The sequence below is a fragment of the Micromonospora sp. LOL_013 genome (assembly GCF_048060315.1).
Classification (GTDB): domain Bacteria; phylum Actinomycetota; class Actinomycetes; order Mycobacteriales; family Micromonosporaceae; genus Micromonospora_E.
The window spans coordinates 64,282-87,304 of record NZ_JBHMIQ010000025.1 but is presented as its reverse complement, the minus strand read 5'-3'; the positions used below and the strand labels follow the sequence as shown (position 1 = coordinate 87,304).

Annotated in this window: 18 protein-coding genes and 1 pseudogene; 11 read left to right on the top strand and 8 right to left on the bottom strand. The window is 71.7% G+C overall.

Annotated features, from left to right (window positions below; genetic code table 11):
- Positions 1-40 precede the first annotated feature (40 nt).
- From ACFHWS_RS18070 to ACFHWS_RS18050, 5 genes are read left to right on the top strand one after another with little or no spacing between them, the layout of a single operon-like run.
- Entirely contained in the window at positions 41-1,006 is a 966-nt protein-coding gene (locus ACFHWS_RS18070) for a carbohydrate ABC transporter permease (RefSeq protein ID WP_416568611.1), read from the top strand.
- The gene (locus ACFHWS_RS18065; protein WP_282234396.1) at positions 1,003-1,860 is read left to right on the top strand and encodes a carbohydrate ABC transporter permease; all 858 of its coding nucleotides are present in this window, start codon (positions 1,003-1,005) and stop codon (positions 1,858-1,860) included. The genes ACFHWS_RS18070 and ACFHWS_RS18065 overlap by 4 nt, the downstream gene beginning before the upstream one ends.
- Positions 1,861-1,915: 55 nt before the next feature.
- Positions 1,916-4,396: a glycoside hydrolase family 2 protein gene (locus ACFHWS_RS18060; protein WP_416553683.1), complete on the top strand. Its 2,481-nt coding sequence runs from the start codon at positions 1,916-1,918 to the stop codon at positions 4,394-4,396.
- On the top strand, positions 4,393-5,124 hold the full coding sequence (locus ACFHWS_RS18055) for an ROK family protein (protein WP_416553685.1): 732 nt from the start codon (positions 4,393-4,395) through the stop codon (positions 5,122-5,124). Before ACFHWS_RS18060 ends, ACFHWS_RS18055 begins: the two co-directional genes overlap by 4 nt.
- Positions 5,125-5,158: 34 nt before the next feature.
- Entirely contained in the window at positions 5,159-7,189 is a 2,031-nt protein-coding gene (locus tag ACFHWS_RS18050; protein WP_416568610.1) for a cellulase family glycosylhydrolase, read from the top strand.
- 94 nt (positions 7,190-7,283) lie between these two features.
- Here ACFHWS_RS18050 and ACFHWS_RS18045 read toward each other — a convergent pair whose 3' ends face one another.
- From ACFHWS_RS18045 to ACFHWS_RS18035, 3 genes are all read right to left on the bottom strand, one after another.
- Positions 7,284-7,469, bottom strand: coding sequence for a DUF397 domain-containing protein (locus ACFHWS_RS18045; protein ID WP_416553689.1), 186 nt, complete (start codon positions 7,467-7,469; stop codon positions 7,284-7,286).
- Positions 7,466-8,251 carry a helix-turn-helix domain-containing protein gene (locus tag ACFHWS_RS18040; RefSeq protein WP_416568609.1) on the bottom strand — a complete coding sequence of 262 codons (786 nt, stop codon included), beginning with the start codon at positions 8,249-8,251 and terminating at the stop codon, positions 7,466-7,468. The genes ACFHWS_RS18045 and ACFHWS_RS18040 overlap by 4 nt, the downstream gene beginning before the upstream one ends.
- A 442-nt stretch (positions 8,252-8,693) precedes the next feature.
- Positions 8,694-9,053 carry a hypothetical protein gene (locus ACFHWS_RS18035; RefSeq protein ID WP_416568608.1) on the bottom strand — a complete coding sequence of 120 codons (360 nt, stop codon included), beginning with the start codon at positions 9,051-9,053 and terminating at the stop codon, positions 8,694-8,696.
- Between the two features lie 350 nt (positions 9,054-9,403).
- Here ACFHWS_RS18035 and ACFHWS_RS18030 point away from each other — a divergent pair, with 350 nt between their 5' ends.
- From ACFHWS_RS18030 to ACFHWS_RS18020, 3 genes are all read left to right on the top strand, one after another.
- Entirely contained in the window at positions 9,404-10,267 is an 864-nt protein-coding gene (locus ACFHWS_RS18030) for a hypothetical protein (protein ID WP_416568607.1), read from the top strand.
- A gap of 37 nt (positions 10,268-10,304) precedes the next feature.
- Positions 10,305-11,846 carry a sigma-70 family RNA polymerase sigma factor gene (locus tag ACFHWS_RS18025; protein ID WP_416568606.1) on the top strand — a complete coding sequence of 514 codons (1,542 nt, stop codon included), beginning with the start codon at positions 10,305-10,307 and terminating at the stop codon, positions 11,844-11,846.
- Between the two features lie 145 nt (positions 11,847-11,991).
- Positions 11,992-12,567: a GNAT family N-acetyltransferase gene (locus tag ACFHWS_RS18020; RefSeq protein WP_416568605.1), complete on the top strand. Its 576-nt coding sequence runs from the start codon at positions 11,992-11,994 to the stop codon at positions 12,565-12,567.
- Here the strand turns inward: ACFHWS_RS18020 and ACFHWS_RS18015 are convergent.
- Positions 12,548-13,111: a hypothetical protein gene (locus ACFHWS_RS18015; protein WP_416568616.1), complete on the bottom strand. Its 564-nt coding sequence runs from the start codon at positions 13,109-13,111 to the stop codon at positions 12,548-12,550. The genes ACFHWS_RS18020 and ACFHWS_RS18015 overlap by 20 nt on opposite strands.
- A 130-nt stretch (positions 13,112-13,241) precedes the next feature.
- A pseudogene (locus ACFHWS_RS18010) lies at positions 13,242-13,577 on the bottom strand (serine hydrolase domain-containing protein); the annotation flags it as partial.
- A gap of 220 nt (positions 13,578-13,797) precedes the next feature.
- Between ACFHWS_RS18010 and ACFHWS_RS18005 the strand changes: the two are divergent.
- Positions 13,798-14,406 (top strand): hypothetical protein, encoded by a 609-nt coding sequence (locus ACFHWS_RS18005; RefSeq protein WP_416553697.1) that lies wholly within the window; start codon positions 13,798-13,800, stop codon positions 14,404-14,406.
- Between the two features lie 39 nt (positions 14,407-14,445).
- Here ACFHWS_RS18005 and ACFHWS_RS18000 read toward each other — a convergent pair whose 3' ends face one another.
- From ACFHWS_RS18000 to ilvD, 3 genes are all read right to left on the bottom strand, one after another.
- Entirely contained in the window at positions 14,446-15,183 is a 738-nt protein-coding gene (locus ACFHWS_RS18000) for a carbon-nitrogen hydrolase family protein (RefSeq protein WP_416553699.1), read from the bottom strand.
- Positions 15,184-15,238: 55 nt separating this feature from the next.
- Complete coding sequence (dinB, locus tag ACFHWS_RS17995; protein WP_416568604.1) at positions 15,239-16,516, bottom strand: DNA polymerase IV; 1,278 nt, start codon at positions 16,514-16,516, stop codon at positions 15,239-15,241.
- Positions 16,517-16,606: 90 nt separating this feature from the next.
- The gene (ilvD, locus tag ACFHWS_RS17990; protein ID WP_416553703.1) at positions 16,607-18,454 is read right to left on the bottom strand and encodes a dihydroxy-acid dehydratase; all 1,848 of its coding nucleotides are present in this window, start codon (positions 18,452-18,454) and stop codon (positions 16,607-16,609) included.
- A gap of 149 nt (positions 18,455-18,603) precedes the next feature.
- Between ilvD and ACFHWS_RS17985 the strand changes: the two genes are divergently transcribed.
- Both ACFHWS_RS17985 and ACFHWS_RS17980 read left to right on the top strand, forming a co-directional pair.
- The gene (locus tag ACFHWS_RS17985; RefSeq protein WP_416553781.1) at positions 18,604-20,931 is read left to right on the top strand and encodes a putative bifunctional diguanylate cyclase/phosphodiesterase; all 2,328 of its coding nucleotides are present in this window, start codon (positions 18,604-18,606) and stop codon (positions 20,929-20,931) included.
- Between the two features lie 197 nt (positions 20,932-21,128).
- Entirely contained in the window at positions 21,129-23,018 is a 1,890-nt protein-coding gene (locus tag ACFHWS_RS17980; RefSeq protein ID WP_416553705.1) for an acetolactate synthase large subunit, read from the top strand.
- Positions 23,019-23,023: the final 5 nt, after the last annotated feature.

The following is a 23,023-nucleotide window of genomic DNA, read 5'->3' as shown; positions in this document are numbered from 1 at the left end:
GGCCGCGAGCCGCGCGTGCGGCCGAACCCGGAGGCAAACCATGTCCGCAACCCGCGCCGCACCGGCACCACCACCCGAGCCGACCTGGCGCAACCGGCTGCACCGCTTCGACATGCGGTACACCCCGTACATCCTGATCTCCCCGTTCTTTCTCCTCTTCATCGCCTTCGGACTCTTCCCGATCATCTTCAACGGCGTGGTGGCGCTGCGGCACTGGCGGCTGGACAACGCCGACCTGACCGGCTGGGCCGGGCTGGAAAACTTCCGGCGGCTGTTCACAGACGACAGCTTCTGGAACGCGCTGTACAACACGTTCGGCATCTTCCTGCTCTCCACCGTGCCGCAGCTGTTCCTGGCCCTGATCGTCGCGTCGCTGCTGAACCGCAAGCTGCGGGCGCAGACCTGGTTCCGGGTCGGCGTCCTGCTGCCGTACATCACCCCGATCACCGCGTCGACGCTGCTGTTCGCGGTCTTCTTCGCCCGCGACTTCGGCATCGCCAACTGGGCGCTCGACGTACTGCACCTGCGCGGCGAGGCGCCGATCGACTGGCGGTCCAGCAAGGCCGCGTCGTGGGTCGCCATCGCTACCATGGTCAACTGGAAGTGGATCGGCTACAACGCGCTGATCTACCTGGCCGCGATGCAGTCGATCCCGCGCGACATCTACGAGGCGGCGGCGGTCGACGGTGCCGGCCAGTGGCGGCAGCTCTGGCGGATCACCGTGCCGATGATCCGGCCGGTGGTGGTCTTCACCGTGATCCTGTCCACCATCGGCGGGCTGCAACTGTTCACCGAGCCGATGCTGTTCGAGCAGAACTCGCAGGCCGCCACCGGTGGGTCAAACGGCCAGTTCCAGACCATCGCCCAGCTGATCTACAAGGTCGGCTGGAAGGACCTCAACCTCGGGTACGCCGCCGCGATGTCCTGGGCACTGTTCCTGATCATCGTGATCATCGCGGCCGTCAACGCGCTGGTCGCCAACCGGCTGGGCGGAGGCCGCAAATGAGCAGCAGAACCGTCGGCCGTGCCCCGGCCAGTACGCCGGGCAGCTTCTGGAACTACCTGTTCCTCAGCCTGGTCATTCTGTTCTCCGCCTTCCCGCTCTACTGGATGGTGGTGATCGCCAGCGGCACCGACGCCGACCTGGCGAAGATCCCTCCGCAGCTGCTGCCCGGCGGGCAACTGCTCACCAACCTCAACGAGGTCTTCACTCTCAAGAACGTCTACTTCGCGCAGTCGCTGGGCAACAGCTTCATCGTCTCGTCGATCGTGACGTTCTCGGTGCTGTTCTTCTGTTCGCTGGCCGGCTTCGCCTTCGCCAAGCTGCGGTTCGCCGGCCGCAACGCGCTGATGGTCGTCGTGGTGCTCACCCTTACCGTGCCCAACCAGCTCGGCGTCGTCGCCCTCTACATCCTGATGGGCGAACTCGGCTGGAACGGCACCCTGGTCGCGGTCATCGTGCCCGGCCTGGTCACCGCGTTCGGCGTGTTCTACATGCGGCAGTTCATCCTCGAAGCGGTGCCCGACGAGCTGATCGAGGCCGGTCGGATCGACGGTGCCACCACGCTGCGGATCTACTGGAGCGTGGTGCTGCCGGCGGTCCGCCCGGCGATGGCGGTGCTCGGCCTGCTCACCTTCGTGGCCACCTGGAACGACTTCCAGTGGCCGCTGATCACCCTCGGCGGCACCTACTACCCGACGTCGATGGTGGCCCTGTCCGACCTGGCCAGCGGCAACTATGTGCTGTACCGGCGGGTGCTCGCCGGTGCGTTCGTGGCGACCATCCCGCTGTTGATCATGCTCTTCATCGGTGGTCGGCAGATCGTCCGGGGAATCATGGAAGGCGCCGTCAAGAACTGACCGGCGAGCACTCGTACCGTGGCCCAGTCCCGATCCAGCACTAGTGAGGTATGGCATGAACTCCGTACGACCGCTCCACGAGGGCTGGACCGTACGACCCGCCGACGGGTCCGACGTGCCCGACGGCGTGGGCGAACACAGCGTCCCCGCGGCCGTACCCGGCTGCGTCCACACCGACCTGCTCGCCGCCGGCCTGATCCCCGACCCTTACCTCGACGACAACGAGACCCGGCTGTCGTGGATCGGCCGGACCGACTGGGTCTACGAGACCACGTTCGACTGGGTCGACCAGGCAGACCCCCGGGTCGACCTGGTCTGCGCCGGCCTCGACACGATCGCCACCGTCACCCTCAACAACGTCGGACTGGGCCGCACTGCCAACATGCACCGCGGCTACCGGTTTGACGCCCGACCGGCCCTGCGCCTCGGGCGCAACACCCTGCGGGTGCGGTTCGACTCCGCGTACCGGCACGCCGAAGCGGTCCGCGACCGGCTCGGCGACCGGCCCAACGCCTACCCGGAACCGTTCAACTTCATCCGCAAGATGGCCTGCAACTTCGGCTGGGACTGGGGCCCCAACCTGGTCACCGCCGGCATCTGGCAGGAGATCGGCCTGCACACCTGGAGCACCGCCCGACTGGCCACCGTTCGTCCGCTGGTCACCGTTACCCACCACCCGACCGGCAGCGCCGAGGCGAAGGTCGAGCTGCACGTCGAGATCGAACGTGACACCGACGAGGACATCACCCTGGTCGCCGCCGTCGCCGGGGCCCGCGCCGAAGCGGTCGTCCCGGCCGGGCAGCGCAGCGCCGTCGTGACCCTCACCGTCGCCGAGCCCGAGCTGTGGTGGCCCCGAGGGTACGGCGATCCCGCCCGCCATGCCCTCGACGTCACCCTGCATCGGGCCGACGGCAGCACACTCGACACCTGGCAGCGACTGATCGGTTTCCGGTCGGTCCGCCTCGACACCACCGCCGACGTCGCCGGCAGCGCGTTCACCCTGGTCGTCAACGAGGTGCCGGTCTTCGTCCGGGGCGTCAACTGGATCCCCGACGACGCGTTCCCCACCCGGGTCGACCGGGCCCGCTACGCCCGCCGGTTCGGCCAGGCCGTCGACGCCGGCGTCAACTTCCTGCGGATCTGGGGCGGCGGACGCTACGAATCGGAGGACTTCTACGACCTAGCCGACGAGCTGGGACTGCTCATCGGGCAGGACTTCCTGTTCGCCTGCGCCGCGTACCCGGAAGAGGAGCCGATCGCCGGCGAGGTCGCCGCGGAGGCCCGGTACCAGGTCGCCCGGCTCACCCCGCACCCCAGCCTGGTGCTGTGGACCGGCAACAACGAGAACATCTGGGGCTGGCACGACTGGGGCTGGCAGGAGATCCTCGACGGACGCACCTGGGGGCTCGGCTACTACCTCGACGTGCTGCCCGGCATCGTCGCCGAACTCGACCCGACCCGCCCGTACTGGCCGGGCAGCCCCTACTCCGGCCGCGACGACCTGCACCCCAACAACCCGGCGCACGGCACCACGCACATCTGGGACGTGTGGAACACCGACGACTACCTGAAGTACCGGCAGTACGTGCCCCGGTTCCTCGCCGAGTTCGGCTACCAGGGGCCACCCGCGTACGCCACCCTGCGCCAGGCGATCAGTGATGACCCGCTCGCCCCCGACTCACCCGGCATGGCCCACCACCAGAAGGCCGTCGACGGTGACCTGAAGCTGCGACGCGGCCTCGACGCGCACCTGCCCGCGCCGCGTGACTTCGACGACTGGCACTACCTGACCCAGGTCAACCAGGCCCGCGCCATCGCCGTCGGGGTGCGGCACTTCCGCTCCCACCGGGGCATCTGCATGGGCACCATCCTGTGGCAGCTCAACGACTGCTGGCCGGTCACCTCATGGGCCGCCGTTGACGGCGACGGCCGCCGCAAACCCCTGTGGTACGCGCTGCGCGACGCCTACGCCGACCGGCTGCTCACCATCGAATCCCGCGACGGTGGGCTCGTCCTGGTGGCGGTCAACGACACCGGCACTGACTGGCACCCGCAGACCGACGTCACCCGGCTCACCCTGGCCGGCGAGCCACTGGCCAAGATCGGCTACCAGCTGGCCGTACCGGCCCATTCGGCGGTCACCGTGCCGATCTACCCCGACCTGGCGGCCACCGGCGACCCACGCCGCGAGCTGCTGCTCGCCGACGCGGCCGGGCACCGGGCCTGGTGGTTCTTTGCCGAGGACAACGAGATCGACTACCCGGTTGCCGGGTACGACGCGACGGCCGCACCGGTCGACGGTGGGCTGCGGGTCACCGTCACCGCCCGGACCGTCCTGCGTGACCTGACCCTCTATCCCGACCGGCTCGACCCGGCCGCCGAAGTGGACCGGGCACTGGTCACCCTGTTGCCCGGCGAGTCGACGGAGTTCGTGGTGCGCACCGGGGTCGAGCTGGATCCGGCGGCGCTGACCAGCCGGCCGGTGCTGCGCTGCGTCAACGACATCGTCAGCGACACCCCGACGGCCGGCGCGTGAGCACCGGCCCGGCAGCGGCCGACCGCGCCCCCGGCACCGTCAGCCCGGTCAACATCCACGCCTGGCGCGACTTCGGCATCCGCGACTCGCTGCGGCCGTTGCTGCCCGGCCGGCCGGCGGTGCTCGCCAGCGACGGGCACTGCATGGCGCTTGGCGAACACTGGCTCGGCGGCTACCCCGGCCGCGCCCTGCTCGGCATGGTGGTCTCCACCGGCGTCGGCGGCGGACTGGTCATCGACGGCCGGGTCCACCCGGGCGGCAGCGGCAACGCCGGCCACATAGGACACATTGTGGTGGACATGACCGGACCGTCCTGCCCCTGCGGCGGGCGCGGCTGTGTCGAGGCGATCGCCAGCGGCCCGGCGATGGTCCGCTGGGCCGTCGACCAGGGCTGGACGCCGGGGGAGCGGCCGGGCGACGCCCGTACCCTCGCCGAGGACGCCCGGGCCGGCGTACCGCTCGCCGTCGCCGCGTTCGGGCGTGGCGCGACCGCGCTGGCCGCCGCGGTGGTCTCCGCCACCGCGCTGGTCGACCTCGACGACGTCGTCATCGGCGGCGGGGTGGCCGCCGCCGGTGACCTGCTCTTCGCTCCGCTGCGTGCGGCCGTAGCGGAGTTGGCCGGGCTCGACTTCGTCCGCCGGGTCCGGATCCACACCAGCAGTCTCGGCAACGACGCGGGGTTGCTCGGTGCCGCCGCACTCGCCCTGGAGGCCGCCGCGCGTCAGTGACCTCCACCGCTCCACGGTCAAGGAGAACCCCGCAATGCGCCCACGCTCCGCTGGCCTGCTGCTGGCACTGGCCGGGCTGCTGCTCACCGCAGCGGCAGCCCCGGCCCAGGCCGCACCGCCGGCCCACCATCCCGGCCATCCCGGCCATCCCGGCCATCCCGGCCATCCTGGTACGCCGACCGCCGAATTCGTCACCCGGCACGGCGACGACCTCACACTCGACGGCCGGAAGTTCCGGTTCGCCGGCAGCAACAACTACTACCTGATGTACAAGTCGCCGACGATGGTCGACGACGTGTTCGCCGACGCGAAATCTGCCGGGTTCACCGTGCTGCGTACCTGGGGATTCCTCGACATCGGCAACGCCGACGGTTCCGACTCGGTCGCCGGCCCGGCCGACGGGGTCTACTTCCAGTACTTCGACGGTAATCGGCCGGCGTACAACGACGGCCCGGACGGCCTGCAACGCCTCGACTACGTCCTCGCCGCCGCCCGCGAAGCCGGCATCAAACTGGTCATCCCGCTGACCAACAACTGGCGTGACTTCGGCGGCATGGACCAGTACGTGCGCTGGCGCGGCGGGCAGTACCACGACGACTTCTACACCGACCCGGTAATCCGCGGCTGGTACAGAGACTGGATCAGCCATGTGCTGAACCGCACCAACACCTTCACCGGGGTGAGATACAAGGACGACCCGACGGTGATGACCTGGGAGCTGGGCAACGAGCCGCGCTGCAAGGGCTCCGGGGTCTACCCGCAGTCACCGGACTGCACCACCGACACGCTCACCGCCTGGGCTGACGAGATGACCCGGCACGTCAAGTCGATCGCTCCCCGGCAGCTGGTCAGCGTCGGCGACGAGGGCTTCTTCTGTGACGATCCGACCAGCGCCGACTGGACCACCAACTGCGGTGAAGGCGTCGACAGCGTCGCGCTGAGCAGGTTGCCCGCCGTCGACGTCGTCTCCTACCACCTCTACCCGGACCACTGGGGCAAGGACGCCGCCTGGGGCACCGAGTGGATCACCCGGCACGCTCACGAGGCGAAGAAGGTCCGCAAGCCGGTGATGCTCGGCGAGTTCGGCATCCACGACAAGTCGACCCGCAACGTCGTCTACCGCGAGTGGACTGACGTGGCGATCGCCGGCGGCACCAGCGGTTTCCTCTACTGGATCCTCTCCGGCGTGCAGGACGACGGCAGCCGCTACCCGGACTACGACGGTTACACCGTCTACTGCCCGAGCCCGGTCTGCACCACGCTGTCCAACGCGGGCGCGGCGGTGCGCGGCGACCGCCGGCCGTGGCCGCCGGTCGCCGACCACGACACCACCACCGTCGAGTTCGGCCAGGTCGCGACGCTGCGGCCGGCGGCCAACGACATCGCCCACCGGGGTACGGTCCGAGCCGCCACCATCGACCTGGACCCGACGGAACACGGCCAGCAGAAGCAGGTCAGTGTCGAGGGCGGGGAGTTCGCGCTCGGCGGCGACGGTGCGGTGACCTTCACCCCGGCGGACGGCTTCGCCGGCCGGGCCACCGCCCGGTACCGGGTGTGGGACCGGGCCAGGCGCGCCTCGAACGTCGCCGACCTGGTGGTCACCGTCAAACCGGACCCGGCCGGGGTGCAGACCCTGTTCTCGTTCGAGACCGGCACCGACGGGTGGGGACCGCCGTCGTGGGAGCCGGGTGTCGGCAGCGTCGCCCAGTCGGACGCGTTCGCCACCGACGGGGTGTACGGGTTGCGAGTCGACTCGGTGACCGGCGGCTGGTTCGGCACGTCGTTCGCCGAACCGGTGGACCTGTCCGGCCGGGTGACCCTCAAGTACGACCTGCGTACCGACCCGTCAGTGGGCACCAACGCGGCGATCGCCGTGCAGACCGGGCCGAGCTACACCTGGTGCCAGTCCACGTTCACCTGGCTGAACCAGGACTGGACCGGCACCGCCGAGATCGACCTGCTGACCGAGATGTCCTGTGACGCCGAGGCGCTGGCCGACGTGCGCGAGATGTACGTCTACGTCAACCCGGGCTCCGTCCACATCGACAACGTCCGGGTCGAGTAGGACGGCGCGGTCACCGGTGCGCGTCGAGCCCCGGCCCCCGTCGGCGTGGGGCCGGGGCTCGACGTCGTCGCCGCTCGTCTGCTGATCCTGCGGCTCAGCGGAGCGTGGGTGCTTCAGCGATGAACGAGCGCCAGGCGGTCGGGCCGAAGGCGAGCGTGGGACCGCCCTGGTCCTTGCTGTCGCGGACCAGGACGCGAGCGGGAAGGTTGTCCGCAACCTCGACACAGTCGCTTCCGTTGCTGTTGCTGCGGCTGGACTTGCGCCACGCCGGCTCGGTCATAGTTCCTTCACCAACTTCAAGATCATGTCTCGCGACTGGTCGCGCGGCAACGCAACACCACTCAGAGCCTGCCAGGCCTGTTCGAGGGTGGCAACCCGCTTCGGATCGGTCACCAGGCGGCCCTCCAACTGGTCGTCGACATAGCCGACGGTGCCGCCGGTCTCGGCCATGCTGGCGAGCATGAACGGGCCGTTTTGCCCGGGATGCAAGCCGGCGGATACCGGGGCCACCTGCACCAGCACCCGCGACCGGGTGCTCATCTCGGCGATGTGCTCCAATCGCTCCCGCATGATCACGGGGTCTCCCCGACGAAGTCCGTCCTCGTCGATGATGAACTGACACACCGGCGGCTCCTCCCGCTCGAACACGGCGGCCTGTCGCGTCATCCTGAGGGCGAGGTACTCGTCGGCCTTAGCGGGAGTTAGCAGGCCGCTGTGCAGGATGGCCCGGGCGTACGCTTCCGTCTGGAGCAGTCCAGGGATGATCTGGCACTCGTACCGCCGAATCGCGGAGGCTTCCTGCTCCAACTCCGGTAGCGCCCGGAACCAGTCCGGTGGGATGCTCTTGCGGGCGTTCTCGGAGAGTTCCTTGATCAGCGGGGCACTGCTGAATACCTGATCGATGTGGTCTGCCGTGTCGGGCATTGGTATCTGTCGACCGGTCTCGAACTTGGCGATCAGCGATGTCGAGACGCTGAGCTGCTGTGCCAACTGCTCCTGTGTCATGCCGCCGTTGAGCGAACGGAGAAACCTGAGCACCTGTGGAATGCCGTTGCTGCTCACTGCTGCTTGTCCTTCCGGCCCGTATCGGGGCAGCTTCCTACCAGGAATCAACTGCCTTGCGTGCCGGTATCTCTCGCGTCGTGTCCAATCAGTCCGGGGTGGATTTATGATCTTGGCGCCATGGCCACCCGAAACAGATTCACGTAATGGATGAAGTTGATCCCGGGAACCGAAAGTGCTTCCGGACGTGATGCCGCAGGTGCATCTTGATGCATCTCTGGCATCAAGCTCGACCGGTACCTCCGAACCGGTGGGGTGACGTTGTGTTCGCCGGGAGGTGCCCGCCATAATCGGCGGGATGCGGCGATCCCAGCTCACCAACCGGCAGCCGACGACACAACGGCTCTAGGGTGCTCGGCCGCCGACCCGCGTACCGCGATCGCTGACGCGGTAACGGGCCGGCCGGCCGGTTCACGGTGCCGAGGGATCTCGCCGGTGTCCGCTAAGAGGCTGGTCTGTCAGCCTTGTAGGTGAGGAAGTAGCCCTTCGGCCAGCTGTGGAAGCTGTTGGGCTCGGTCGCCGGACCGCTGCAGTCGGAGGTCCGGTATCCGGGGACGGAGCGGAAACCGCCGCTCCAGGCGAGCAGCCAGGTCGCGTCGGCCGGTACCTGGCGGCAGACATCGTCCGGTGCGGACTGCCTGCCGACTACCTCCGTCGGGTAGCTCGAGTAGAGGACCAGACCCTTGTCGGGGCTCTGGACCGGCTCGCCAGCGGCCGCGGGCGACGCCGGTAGCGTCGCGGTCAGCGTGGTCACCAGGGCGGCGGCGAGACCTGCGGCGACTCGGTGGACGGATCTATGCATCGGTGTCCTCTCGGGACGGTTGGCAGAAGGGGCCGAGGGTCGCTTCGGCCCGCGATCGAAGTGGTATGCGTCGATGTAACGATCGATGCAGAAAGTTGCCGAGTCAACAAAGCTGGCCCCGAATCTAGGTGACCCCCTCACCGGTGGACTGCGCCGATGGCCGGCGACCCGCGCGGTCCTGCCGGTGTCTGTCGCCGCGACGCCGACTGAGAAAAAGTTGTTGGTCATCGGCCGGCCGTTGCCTCTCACCTGTGTCCGGCGGCGTCGCCGGATGTACCGCGACCCGGGCAGAACCCGATTGACCCAGGTGGGGCGTCGACCCACCTGGCACGGAGAGGCTGGAGGACCAGATGATCTACACGACCAAGTTCGGGGTGCTGGCGCGGCGGTCGACCTGGCGGTGGGGCACCGTCACGTTCGTCGCCGCCGCCGTCCTGGGCGTGCTGCTCGCGGTGGCGTTGGCGGCCTGCGGCCCGTCCGGCTCGGGGCGGGCCGACGCGGCCTCGGACGGTGGCCAGGTGTCCGGGGCAGCCGGACTCGGTGGCGCGCCGACCGGCGTCGGCGGCAGCGGGTCGGCCGGCACCGGCGAGCCGCAGACCGACGGCGCCGACCCCGGCGATGGCAGCGATCCGGGTGACGGCGGCGGCACCGACGGCGACGCCGACCACCCCGACGGTGGGGATTCCGGCGACGGCGGTGACGGCGGGGAACCGGAACCGCCCGTGCAGCCGGCCGCCGAGGACTGTGTGACGTACGACCCGGCGAATCTGACGATCGAGCAGAGCGGCGACGCGTGGCGGATGCGCGACGGCGGCCACGCCATCAAACTCTTCGCTACCAAGACCGACGCCGAGGACGGCGTCAAAGTGGCCCGCAACTGGACCCGGCTCTGCTTCATCGGCCGGGACAACGACCGCGCCGACCGGCACCGCTACATCATCACCTACTTCCAGGGCCCGTCCGGGCTGCCGTTCGGACCCGCTCCGCACTTCGACTGCATCACGTACGACCCGGCGGAGCTGGCGGTGCACGGACCCGACGGCGACGGCTGGGGGCTGCGGGCCGCAGCCACCCCGCTGCTCTTCCTGGCCAGCGCGGCCGACGCCGAACGGGCCCGGCTGGTCGCGGCCGGCAACACCCGGCTCTGCCTCATCGGCCACGGCAACGGGCAGCCCGACCCGTCGCGCTACCAACTGGAGTATTGGCGACAGTGACGATCCGTCCTCGACCACGCCGCCTAGCATTGCCCGCGTGGACGATCGTGCCATCGTGGCCGCGCTGGTCGCCGGTGACCCGCGCGGCCTCGACCGTGCCTACCGCGCGTACGCCGACCGGCTGTTCACGTACTGCCGGTTCATGCTGCGCGACGCGGACGGGGCGGCCGACGCCGTCCACGACACGTTCGTCCTGGCCGGTCAGCGGGCGGCGCAGCTACGCGACCCGGAGCGGCTGCGCCCGTGGCTGTACGCCATCGCCCGCAACGAGTGCCTGCGGGTCATCCGTGGCCAGCGGCGGCAGCTGCCGTTGGATGACGTAGGCGAGCTGCCCGCCACGCCGGTCGACCCGGTCACCGGGCTCGGTGCCGAACAGTTGCGGGAGCTGGTCCGGTCGACGGCGGCCGGGCTGAACCCCGGTGACCGGCAGGTGATCGAGCTCGCCATCCGGCACGACCTGTCCGCGGCCGACGTCGGTGCCGTGCTGGGGGTCTCCGACAGCCACGCGCACGCCCGGCTGTCCCGGGCCCGGACCCAACTCGAACGGGCCATCGGCGCGTTGCTGGTGGCCCGCACCGGCGCCGACGACTGCCCGACCCTCGGTGAGCTGCTACGCGGTTGGGACGGCACCCTCACCGTGTTGCTGCGCAAGCGGGTCAGCCGGCACATCGAGAACTGCCCGACCTGCGACGACCGGCGCCGCCGGCAGGTCAGCCCGGCCGCGTTGTTCTCCGCGTACGCGACGCTGCCGATGCTCGCCGTCCCGGCGGAGCTCTGGCCCCGGCTGCAGCTGACCAGCGCCGACGCCGGGCAGGCGGCGGCCCGGGCGCGGATCGAGCAGCGGGCCGGCCGGTTCGACCCGGCCACCGGCTTCCCCCGCCGGGGCGAGCCGCGTCGAGGTCGGCTGCTGGCCGGCCTGGCGGCGGCCGCCGTGCTGGCCCTGCTGATCGGCGGTGCCGTGGTGGTGCCCCGGCTGGGTGCGGTCGACGACACCGCCCGGTCGGCGCCGGCCGGGTCGCCAGGTCTGGCCGCGCCACCGACCACGCCGTCGGCCAGCAGCGCGCCGACGGCCACCCCGAGCGAACCGGCACCGCCGACGCCGACCCCGACCGGGCCGGCCGGTGGCGCTCCCGAGCCGAGCGGTCCTGCCGACCCGGTGCCGCCGTTGACGGTCCAGGCCGAGGCACGGGTCTCCTGCACCGGATCCAGCCGCTACCAGCTGACCGTCGTCGCCACCGTCACCGGTGGCACCGTCGAGTCGGCGGTGCTCACCTGGACCAGCGGCGCGGCCGGTTCGACGCAACCGCCGACCACGGCTCCCACGCAAGGGTCGGGAACCGACCCGCAGTCGACTTCCGGCCCCGGTGCCGGCGGTCCGGGCGGCATCGCCGCGCCGGGCGCGGTGCCGGCGCAAGGCGGCGAGGTGGCGATGACGGTCTCCGGGGACACCGCCACCGGGCAGGTCTGGCGGATGTCCGTGGCGTCGGTCAGCTGGCAGGTCGCCGTCGTCGCAGTCGACGGGCGGCGGGCCGGTGCCGGCCCGTACCCGGCTGCCAACCCGTGCCCGGTGCCGCGCTGACCAGTGGGGAGGCGCTGCGCTGGACCGGCGAGAGGCACCGCCTTGACCAGGGAAGACCGGCGTCGATGTGCCCGGCGGGCAAGGGTCTGTGATCGACGTCCTGCCCGGTCGACGTCACCTCGGCCGAGACGGCAGGATGTCCGGCATGCAACGTGACACCGTCGGCGGCGACCGCTTCGACGACCAGGTTCGGATCTACCACCGGGCCGGCGCTCAGGCGGACGTCCCGGCGGTCCTCGCGCTGCTCGACGACGCGGTCCGCTGGCTGGCCGAACACGGCCGTACCGGTCAGTGGGGGACCGAACCGCAGTCGACCGACCCACGTCGGATCGCGACGGTCACCGGGTGGGCGAAGGAGAGCGGCCTGGTGCTGGCCTGTGTGCCGGTCGGCGACGGTGGTGAGCGGGTCGTCGGGGCGCTCGCCGTCGGCACGGCCCGGTCCTACGCGCCGCCGGTCAACGAACCCGAACTGTACGTGAACCTGCTGGTCACCGACCGGTCATGGGCGGGTAGGGGGGTCGGCCAGGCGCTACTGGACCGGGCTCGGACGCTCGCCGTCGAACGCGGCGCGACCCTGCTGCGGGTCGACTGCTACGCCGGTGGTGACCGGGCGTTGGTCCGCTACTACGAGCGGGCCGGGTTCACCGCCGCGGAGCCGTTCACCATCGACCAGCCGGACGGCCCGTGGCCAGGCCAGATCCTCAGCCAGCGGATCCGTTGACCGACCGGCCGGTCCCGGTGGTCGGCTGGCCGGAGCCGGCACGCCAGCCGGCCGGGTCGACCCCGCCCGGCACCGCTGTCGCCGGCTGGTACGGCCCCCGGGTCAGCACCAGGGTGCCGAGATCGAGATGGCTGACCGCGCCGGCCGCGTCCCGGCACACCCGCAGCGTCTCGTCGGCGTAGAAGCCCTTGAAGCCCAACCATCGGTCATCAGCCGTACGTCGGAATTGGGTGCCCCGGTTGGCCACGCCGATCGGGGTGAGCTGCAGGGTGCCGTCGCCGAGCAGCCGGAGCGCCACCGGGCGCGCACCCCAGTACCACGGTCCGGTCAGGTCGACCAGCGTCAGGTCGACATCGGTGGCCGGCCGCCACGGAGGCGGGATCACCGGCTCCCGGTCAGCGACGATCTTGAGGAGGTCGGCGGCGATCTCGCCGATCTGCGGTCCCGTCGTGACATTGGCCAGCACCACAGCGGCGACGTCCTGGTCGGGGCAGGTCCACAGCGCGGCGAGGAAACCGGGTACCGAGCCGGTGTGCCCGGCCAGCTCCAGACCTTCGTGGCGGAGCAGTTGCAGGCCGAGGCCGTACCCGCAGTCCGGGTCCGCATTCTCCGGCGGCGCCGAGCAGCGCGTACCCGGGATTCGAGTAGCGGTAGCGGTGCCCGGCCGGCCGTCGGTCGGACGCCGGCCCGAGCACGTCGGACAGTTCGGGGCGCAGCTCGCCGGGGGTGCGCTCCCACCACGGGCCGGGCGGCTCGGCAGGTAGCCCGCCGGTGTGTGCCAGCAACTGCTCCACGGTCGCCGCGACCCCGCAGCCGGGCAGGTGCCGCTGGATCGGATCGGTCAGCTCCAGCCGGCCCGCCTCCCGCAGCAGCAGCACCTGCACTGCGGTGAAGGTCTTGCTGATCGACCCGATCCGGTAGCTGGTCGCCGCGTCCGGTGTGCCGTGGTCGACCTCACCTCGGCCGGCGGCCCAGGCCAGCCCGTCGGCGCGGACCACCGCCGCCACCATCGACGGTGCCCGCCCGTCGACCTGGCCGACGGCGAGTCGGTGCAGCAGCGCCCGCCGGGTCGTCGGCAGGAGGCCGGCGACGGTGTGGTCCGGCGTCGACCCGGGTCGTTCCTCCGTCGTCATGACCGCCATTGTGTCGGGTGCGGCCGGCGGCGGTGCCGTTGACCGCCCGCCGCTGCGGCACCATTGACCAATGCCAGGTTCGTGGCATGGTTAGCCGATGGATACCGCAGATCCTCAGCAGGCAGGCGTTCCGCCGCGTCCGTGGCTGGCCCGCCCGGTGGCGGTGCTCGGCGGTGTGGTCGCCGGGCAACTGTTGCTGGCCCGCAGCGATCAGGCCGCGGTGATCCTGACCAGTCTGCTGGCGTACCCGACAGGTTTCGAGTTCGACATCAGCGCGATCCTGCGGGCCCCGGAACCGGCCACCGCCGCCGGTCCGGCGCGGGAGCCGGCTGCCGCTGCGTCGGGGGCGCCGCGGCCGCGTACCCCGGTCGACGGGGTCGGCGGCTTGCAGGTGATGGTCCGGTTCGCTGACGGGACGGCGTTGAGCAGCCTGCACCGGAGCACGGTGCCGGCCGACCGTGAACCCGCCGGCCCGCTGCTGTCGCCCGTGGCGGCCAGCACCGACCAGCAGCGGCACGACGCCCGCTTCTGGGTGTGGCCGCTGCCGCCGGACGGTCCGGTGACGGTGGGATGCGCCTGGCCGGCGCGGGACATCCCGCACAGCCGGGTGGAGATCTCTGGTGAGTTGATCCGGCAGGCGGCGGCCGGTGCCGTCGAGCTGTGGCCGGCAGCAGCGCCGACCAATCGAGTGGCGCCGACCGACTGACCGGGCGGCGTCGACCGACCGGCTCACTGACCGGTGGCCTCAGCTGAAGGTGGCCCGGGCCAGCTCACCGGGCTGCGGGCCGGCCTCGGCGACCAGCCGCCCGTCCGGTGCCCAGATCCGGGACCGGCCGGCCGTTTCGGTGTACCCGCCGCCGGTGCCGCCGGCGAAGCTGGCGATCGCCACCCGGACCCGGTGCGCGGCGGTGACCCGGGCAGCCCGTTGCTGCTGGACGACCGATTCGTGGGGCGCGTCGACCGCACCGGCCAGGTAGGCGTCGATGCCGAGCGCGGCGGTCACGGCGGCGTGCTCGGGCACCCCGGTGTCCTTGCAGACGGCCAGGCCGAGCCGCCAGCCGGCGACCTCGACCACCGCGGGGGCCGGCCCGGGCGTGAAGTGCGCCGGCTCCGCACCGCCCAGGAACATCTTCCGGTACGCCACCCGCGCACCGCCGCCGTCGACCGCGAGTACGCCGATGTGCCGGTGTCCCTTGTCGCCGGTGACCGGCGCGCCGACCAGCGCGAGGCTGCCGGTTTCGCGGCAGGCGTCGACGATCGGGGCGAGCCGGGCATCGTCGGGGTCGACCGGTGCCGCGTCGAGTTCGTAGCCGGTCAGCGACATCTCCGGGAACAGCACCACCTGGCCGGCGGCTGGCTGTGCGTCACCGTCCCGCATCGCGCCGGCGGTCCGGACCGCGTCGGCGTGGGCGAGCGCGTTGGCCGCCACGTCATGCCCGACGGTCGGCGGCTGGGCCACGGTGAGGGTGAGGGGACCGCGCATGCCTGATGCTAGCTCCGAGGCCGGCCTGACACGGGCCGTCGCTGCCAGGGCCGGGTCAGTCCGGCAGCAGTGGGGCGGCGGGGCCGAGGTCGCGGCCGAGCAGCACCGCCCGGTTGACCGCGCTGGACCCGAACCGGTCCCGGACCGCGTCGAGCGCGGCGTCCAGGCTCTCCTGCCTGCCGGCCGGCCCGTCGACCGGCCGCGTGCCCGACCGGTCGACCGGCCGGCCGACGGAGCGCCGCGCCGGTGCCTCCGGCGGCGCGTCGGCCGGTCCGAGGGGCAACGCCAGCTGGGTGGCCTGCCCGTCGTCGAGGTTGCCGACCGAGACGCCGACCAGGGTCAGCCCGCGTTCGCGGATCATCGGTCCGGCGGCGGCCAGCAGGTCGCGGGCGGTGTCCAGGATGGTCGACGTCTGGTTGGTGGCCCGGGGCAGGGTGTGGGCGCGGGTGGCCCGGGTGAAGTCGCCGAACCGCAGCCGCAGGGTGACCGTGCGTCCGGTGCGCCCGGCGGCCCGCATCCGCCGGCCGACCCGGTCGACCAGCCCGGCGAGGATCGCGTCCACGTCGGCCGGGTCCCGGCTGGCCCGGCCGAGCGCCTGCTGGGAGCCGATCGAGCCGCGTCGGCCGCCGGTCTGGACCCGGCGCGGGTCCTGGTTGTGGGCGAGGGCGTACAGGTGCCGGCCGGCGGCGGCACCGACGATGCTGACCAGCGCCGCCTCCCCGAGGCCGGCCACCCGGCCGACCGTGGTGATGCCGCGTTCGCGCAGCTTGCCGACGGTGACCGGGCCGACGCCCCAGAGTCGTTCGACCGGCAGTGGGTGCAGGAACGCCAACTCGTCGTCGGGTGGCACCACCAGCAGCCCGTCCGGTTTGGCGACGCCGCTGGCCACCTTGGCCAGGAACTTGGTCCGGGCCACTCCGACGGTGATCGGCAGCCCGACCTGGTCGCGGACCGCGACCCGCAGCCGGGCGGCGATGTCGGCCGGCGCTCCGACGAGCCGGCGCAGCCCGCCGACATCGAGGAACGCCTCGTCGATGGAGAGCGGCTCGACCAGCGGCGTGGTCTGCCGGAACACCTCGAACACCGCCCGGCTGGCCGCCGTGTAGGCCGCCATCCGGGGCGGCACCACCACCGCCTCCGGGCAGATCAGCCGGGCCCGCCGGGCGGGCATCGCGGTGCGTACGCCGCGGGCCTTGGCCTGGTAGCTGGCGGCCAGCACCACGCCGGCGCCGACGATCACCGGCCGGTCGCGCAGCCGGGGGTCGTCGCGTTGCTCGACCGAGGCGTAGAACGCGTCCAGGTCGGCGTGCAGGATGCTGGCCTCACCCGCCACCGCGCCATCATCGCACAGATGTTCGACGAACGGGGGTGAGCTGCGCAGACGTCGCCTACCCGGCGGCGGGTCGCTGCGGGTGGCGGCGGGTCACTCCGGGACGAGGCGGTACGCGCCGTCGCTGGCCGAGGTGGCCATCGAGGCGTACGCCCGCAGCGCCGCCGACACCGGCCGCTGCCGGTCGACCGGGGTGTACGGGCGGTCCCGCTTCTCCTGGGCGATCCGCCGGGCCTGCAGCACCTCGTCGGGCACGTTCAGCTCCAGCTTGCGGGCCGGGATGTCGATGACGATCTCGTCGCCCGGCTCGACCAGGGCGATCAGCCCACCGGAGGCGGCCTCGGGGGAGGCGTGCCCGATGGACAGCCCCGAGGTGCCGCCGGAGAACCGGCCGTCGGTGATTAGCGCGCAGGCCCGGCCGAGGCCGCGCCCCTTCAGGAACGAGGTCGGGTAGAGCATCTCCTGCATGCCCGGCCCACCCTTGGGGCCTTCGTAGCGGACCACCACCACGTCACCGGCGACCACCTCGCCGGCCAGGATCGCCGAGACGGTGTCCTCCTGCGACTCGTACACCTTGGCCGGGCCGCGGAAGATCAGGCAGTCGTCGGGCACCCCGGCGGTCTTGACCACCGCGCCCTGCGGGGCCAGGTTGCCGTGCAGGATCGCCAGGCCGCCGTCGGCGGAGTACGCGTGGGCCACGTCGCGGATGCAGCCCTGCGCCGCGTCCGTGTCCAGACTGGACCAGCGGTTGGTGGTGGAGAACGGCTCGGTGGTGCGCACCCCGCCGGGGGCGGCGTGGAACAGCTCGACCGCCTCGTCGGTGGCGCTACCGCCCCGGATGTCCCAGTCGGCCAGCCAACGGCTCAGCGACGGCGAGTGCACCGCGTGCACGTCGCGGCGCAGCGCGCCGGCCCGGTCCAGCTCGCCGAGGATCGCCGGGATGCCGCCGGCCCGGTGCACGTCCTCCATGTGGTACTTCGGGGTGTTCGGGGCGACCTTCGCCAGGCAGGGCACCCGGCGGGAGATGTCGTCGATGTCGGCGACGCCGAAGTCCAGCTCGGCCTCGCGGGCGGCGGCCAGCAGGTGCAGCACCGTGTTGGTGGAGCCGCCCATCGCCACGTCCAGGGCGACCGCGTTCTCGAACGCGGCCCGGCTGGCGACGGCGCGGGGCAGCACCGAGGCGTCGTCGCCGTCGTACCACCGCTTGGCGATCTCCACGACGGTCCGGCCGGCCTCGACGAACAGGTCCTTGCGGGCGGCGTGGGTGGCCAGCACCGAGCCGTTGCCCGGCAGCGCCAGCCCGACGGCCTCGGTAAGACAGTTCATCGAGTTGGCGGTGAACATGCCCGAGCAGGAGCCGCAGGTCGGGCAGGCGGACCGCTCGATGGTGTCGAGCTGAGCGTCGGTGACGGCGTCGTTCGACGCGGCGATCATCGCGTCGATCAGGTCGAGCTTGGCGTGCACGACGCCCTCGACGGCGACGGTCTTGCCGGCCTCCATCGGGCCGCCGGAGACGAACACGGTCGGGATGTTCAGCCGCAGCGCGGCGAGCAGCATCCCCGGGGTGATCTTGTCGCAGTTCGAGATGCAGACCAGCGCGTCGGCGCAGTGCGCGTTGACCATGTACTCGACGGCGTCGGCGATCAGCTCCCGGCTGGGCAGCGAGTAGAGCATGCCGCCGTGGCCCATGGCGATGCCGTCGTCGACGGCGATGGTGTTGAACTCGCGCCCCACCCCGCCGGCGTCGGCGACCGCGTCGGCGACCAGCCCGCCGAGGTCCTTCAAATGTACGTGGCCGGGCACGAACTGGGTGAAGCTGTTGGCGATGGCCACGATCGGCTTGCCGAAGTCGTCGTCGGTCATTCCGGTGGCCCGCCACAGGGCCCGGGCGCCGGCCATCGTCCGACCGTGGGTGGAGGTCCTCGACCGCAGCTCAGGCATTCGACAAGTGTTACACCACGGTTGCCGCGCCGGCGGCCCCAGCCGTGGCGCGTTTCACGTGTCGGGATGTTTCTGCGGGCAAACCCGCACCCCGGCACCACTATCCAGCGCCGATCCGGCAGAGTTGTGCCGTGCACCTCCCCTCGGGCATGCAGGAGCTCGCGCTGGCGAGTGGGTTGGCTGCTGCGCTGGGCGCTGGCTCATTGTTCGTCGTGGCCCGCCGCCGGGACGGATCATCCGACCGGGCCCATCGACTGCTCGCGGTCGGCGCTGGGCTGACCACCTTCAGTGTGCTCACCGGGCTGGCCGGCGCCGTCGCGATGGCCGCCGAGTGGGACCGGCAACAGTCGCAGCGGAGCCTGCTCGCCACGGTCGTCGCGGTCGGCTGTGCGTTCGGCGGACTGCTGCTGATCTGGGGCCTGCTGCGGCTGCCGGGCCCCGCCGGGCGCTCCGCGCCGACCGCGCGTCACCTGCTCGACTGCCTGGCGGTCGGTGCGGCGCTGTGGTTCACCGGCTGGGTGCTGGTCGCCCCACCGACCCGGCTGCTGGGCGCGGCCACCCCGACCGCCTGCCCGGCGGTCGCGCTGGCCACCGCGACCGTCGTCGCGATCATCGGGGTGGCGGTGATGACCGCGCTGCACAGCGGCCGGCATCCGGCCGGTTCGCTGCTCGGCGGCGCGGGCGCCGTGCTGATCGGGCTCAGCGGCCTCGCTGCGGCGGCGGGCATCTGCCAGTACGGTGTGGGGCTCGTCCTGGCCGGTGCCGTCGGGTTGCCGGTCGGGCTGGTGCTGGTCTGGCTCGGTGGGGGACGGCCGGGGTGCGGCGGCAGCGCGTCGGCCGGCCTGGTGCCGCGCGGGGCCGGTTACGTGTTCCTCCCGATGGTGGTGATGGCCGCTGCCGGGTTCTACCACGTGGCCAGCGGCGGCGAGTTCACCACCGTCGCGGTGGCGGTCGGCAGCCTGGAGGGCTTCATCCTGGTCGGCCGGCAGTATCTGGCCCTGCTCGACGTGCGTCGGTACGCCGCCCGGCTGGCGTCCAGCGAGGCCCATTTCCGCAACCTGGCGCACACCGACCCGTTGACCGGGCTGGCCAACCGGCGGGCGCTGCTGCGTGAGCTCTACGACTGTGTCACCGGTCAACGTCCCGGCGGGCTGCTCACCCTGGACCTGGACGGTTTCAAGACCGTCAACGACATGCGGGGCCATGACGTCGGCGATGCGGTGCTGATCGAGGTGGGCCGGCGGCTGGCCGCCGAGCTGGCCGGGGCGGGCTTGGCCGCCCGACTGGGCGGTGACGAGTTCGCCGTACTGCTGTCGTCGTCCGACCCGGAGCAGGCGCACCGCGTCGCGGTTCGGATCCTGCGCGCCCTCGACGAGCCGTACCCGCATGACAAGGGGCCGATCTACGTGTCGGCGAGTATCGGGATGGCCTGCTGTTCGACCGCGCAGGACGTACCGACGCTGTTGCGCAACGCGGACCTGGCGCTGCGCTCGGCGAAGCAGCGGGGCAAGAACCGGGTGGAGCGCTACGACGTCTCCTACGACCAGGCCCAGCGTCGCCGGGTCCGGCTGGAGCACGAGATGCGTGGCGCTATCGACCGCGGCGAGCTGCGGCTGGCCTTCCAGCCGGTGGTGGCGGTGCCGTCGGTACGGCCGGTCGGGGCCGAGGCGTTGATCCGGTGGCACCATCCGGAGCTGGGCAAGGTGCCACCGGACGAGTTCATCCCGTTGGCCGAGGAGTGCGGGATGATCAGCCGGCTGGGTGCCTGGGTGCTCGACGAGGCGTGCCGGCAGCTGTCCCGCTGGCTGGCCGAGGGGCACGACGTCTGGGTGTCGGTCAACGTGTCACCGCACGAGCTGCACGCCCCGGAGTACGTGCTGCAGGTCGACGAGGCGTTGCGACGGCACCGGGTGCCGTCGCAACGCCTCGTGCTGGAGGTCACCGAACATGCTGTCGCCCGGGATCTCGCGGAGCTGATCCGCCGGCTGAAGGCGCTGCGCGCCACCGGGGTACGGATCGCCCTGGACGATTTCGGTGCCGGCTATTCGTCGCTCGGCCAGCTGCGGAACCTGCCGATCGACATTCTCAAGATCGACCACAGTCTGGTGGCCGAGCAGGGTCCGGTCGCGCCGCCGCTGCCGAATCGGCGGGCGTTCGCGCCGATGGTCGACGTGGTGATGCGGCTCGGGCACCAGCTGGGTCTGGAGGTCATCGCCGAGGGCGTGACCAACCAGGCGGAGCTTGCCGTCGTGGTGGAGGCGGGCTGCCGGTTCGGGCAGGGCGCGCTGTTCGGGTGGGGGGTGCCGGCCGAGCATCTGGAGGCGATGCTGTCGGCGGCGACGTCGTCCGGTAACCGGCATGGAATCGGCGGTCGCCGCCGCTCCAGCGAAGATCAGCAGGCCAGCGCCGGTGCGGCGCCGCTACCCGCCCAGGATGTGAGATCAGTTGACTCATCGCGTGAGATGCGTCAGGCTTAGCCCCATGTCGCTGACTCTGTCGTCTCGAGTACTTACCTGAGCGCACTCTCCGATCGAGAGTGCGCTGGCCCCGTGCATCTGCACGAGGGCCGTTTTTATTGCCAAATCCCTGCCGGTTCCGGCCGATCGGTCCCATCTGCCGGATACGCCGCCGAGACCCATGTCACGAGACCACTGAGCTGAAGGCCTGAATCGTCATGACGAGACCCACGCCCGAGACCCTCGCCCACCGCGCGCACTCGGCAGCGGCGGCCGCGCCGACCCCGGCCACCCTCGCCAACGCCGTGACCCCGCCGCCGGCCCCGCCGGTGCCGGTCTCCGGCGCGGGTTGCCTGGTCCGGTCCCTGGAAGCACTCGGCGTCGACGTGGTATTCGGCATCCCCGGCGGGGCGATCCTGCCGGCCTACGACCCGCTGTACGACTCGACGGTGCGGCACATCCTGGTCCGCCACGAGCAGGGCGCCGGGCACGCCGCGACCGGCTACGCCCAGGCCACCGGTCGGGTCGGGGTGTGCATGGCGACCTCCGGTCCGGGCGCCACCAACCTGGTCACGCCGATCGCCGACGCGTACATGGACTCGGTGCCGATCGTGGCCATCACCGGTCAGGTGGCCCGCCCGTCGATCGGCACCGACGCCTTTCAGGAAGCCGACATCCAGGGCATCACCCTGCCGATCACCAAGCACAACTACCTGGTGCAGTCGGGCGAGGAGATCCCCCGGGTGCTCGCCGAGGCGTTCCACCTGGCGGCCACCGGCCGGCCCGGCCCGGTGCTGGTCGACATCCCCAAGGACGTGCTGCAGGCGCAGACCACCTTCGCCTGGCCGCCGACGCTGGACCTGCCCGGCTACCGGCCCACCCTGCACCCGCACGGCAAGCAGATCCGCGAGGCGGCCCGGCTGATGGCCGGCGCCCGCCGCCCGGTGCTCTACGTCGGCGGCGGCGTGCTCAAGGCGCAGGCCACCGAAGGGCTGCGCCGGCTCGCCGAACTGACCGGCATCCCGGTGGTCACCACGCTGATGGCCCGGGGCGCGTTCCCCGACTCGCACCCGCAGCACCTGGGCATGCCCGGCATGCACGGCACCGTCGCGGCGGTGTACGCGCTGCAGAAGGCGGACCTGATCGTCGCCCTCGGCGCCCGGTTCGACGACCGGGTGACCGGCAAGCTGGATTCCTTCGCCCCGGGCGCCGCCGTGGTCCACGCCGACATCGACCCGGCCGAGATCGGCAAGAACCGTACCGCCGACGTGCCAATCGTCGGCGACGCGCGGCACGTCATCGACGAGCTGATCGAGGCGTACCCGGCGGCGGAGCGGGCCGTCCCCCCCGCCGGCCGCCCGGCGGCGCGGTCCGCCGGCCCGGCCGGCGACCGCACCGACTGGTGGGCGCAGCTGGACGACCTGCGGGCGCGCTACCCGCTGGGCTACGACGAGCCGGACGACGGCACGCTGTCCCCGCAGTACGTGATCGAGCGGCTCGGCAAGCTGGCTGGACCGGACGCCGTCTATGTTGCCGGCGTCGGCCAGCACCAGATGTGGGCCTCCCAGTTCATCTCCTACGAGAAGCCGAACACCTGGCTCAACTCCGGCGGCCTGGGCACCATGGGGTACGCGGTCCCGGCCGCGATGGGCGCCAAGGTCGGCCGGCCGGAGACCGTGGTCTGGGCGGTCGACGGCGACGGCTGCTTCCAGATGACCAACCAGGAGCTGGCCACCTGTGCTCTGGAGGGCATCCCGGTCAAGGTGGCGCTGATCAACAACGGCAACCTGGGCATGGTCCGGCAGTGGCAGACGCTGTTCTACGGCGAGCGCTACTCCAACACCGACCTGGGCACCCACAAGCACCGCATCCCGGATTTCGTCAAGCTGGCCGAGGCGCTCGGCTGTGTCGGGCTGCGCTGTGAGAACGCCGCGGACGTGGACAAGACCATTGCCGCCGCAATGGAGATCAACGACGTTCCGGTCGTGATCGACTTCGTGGTCGGCAAGGACGCCATGGTCTGGCCGATGGTCGCCGCCGGTACCAGCAACGATGAGATCATGTTCGCCCGGGACGTCCGGCCCACCTTCGACGAGGACGACCTGTGACGAGG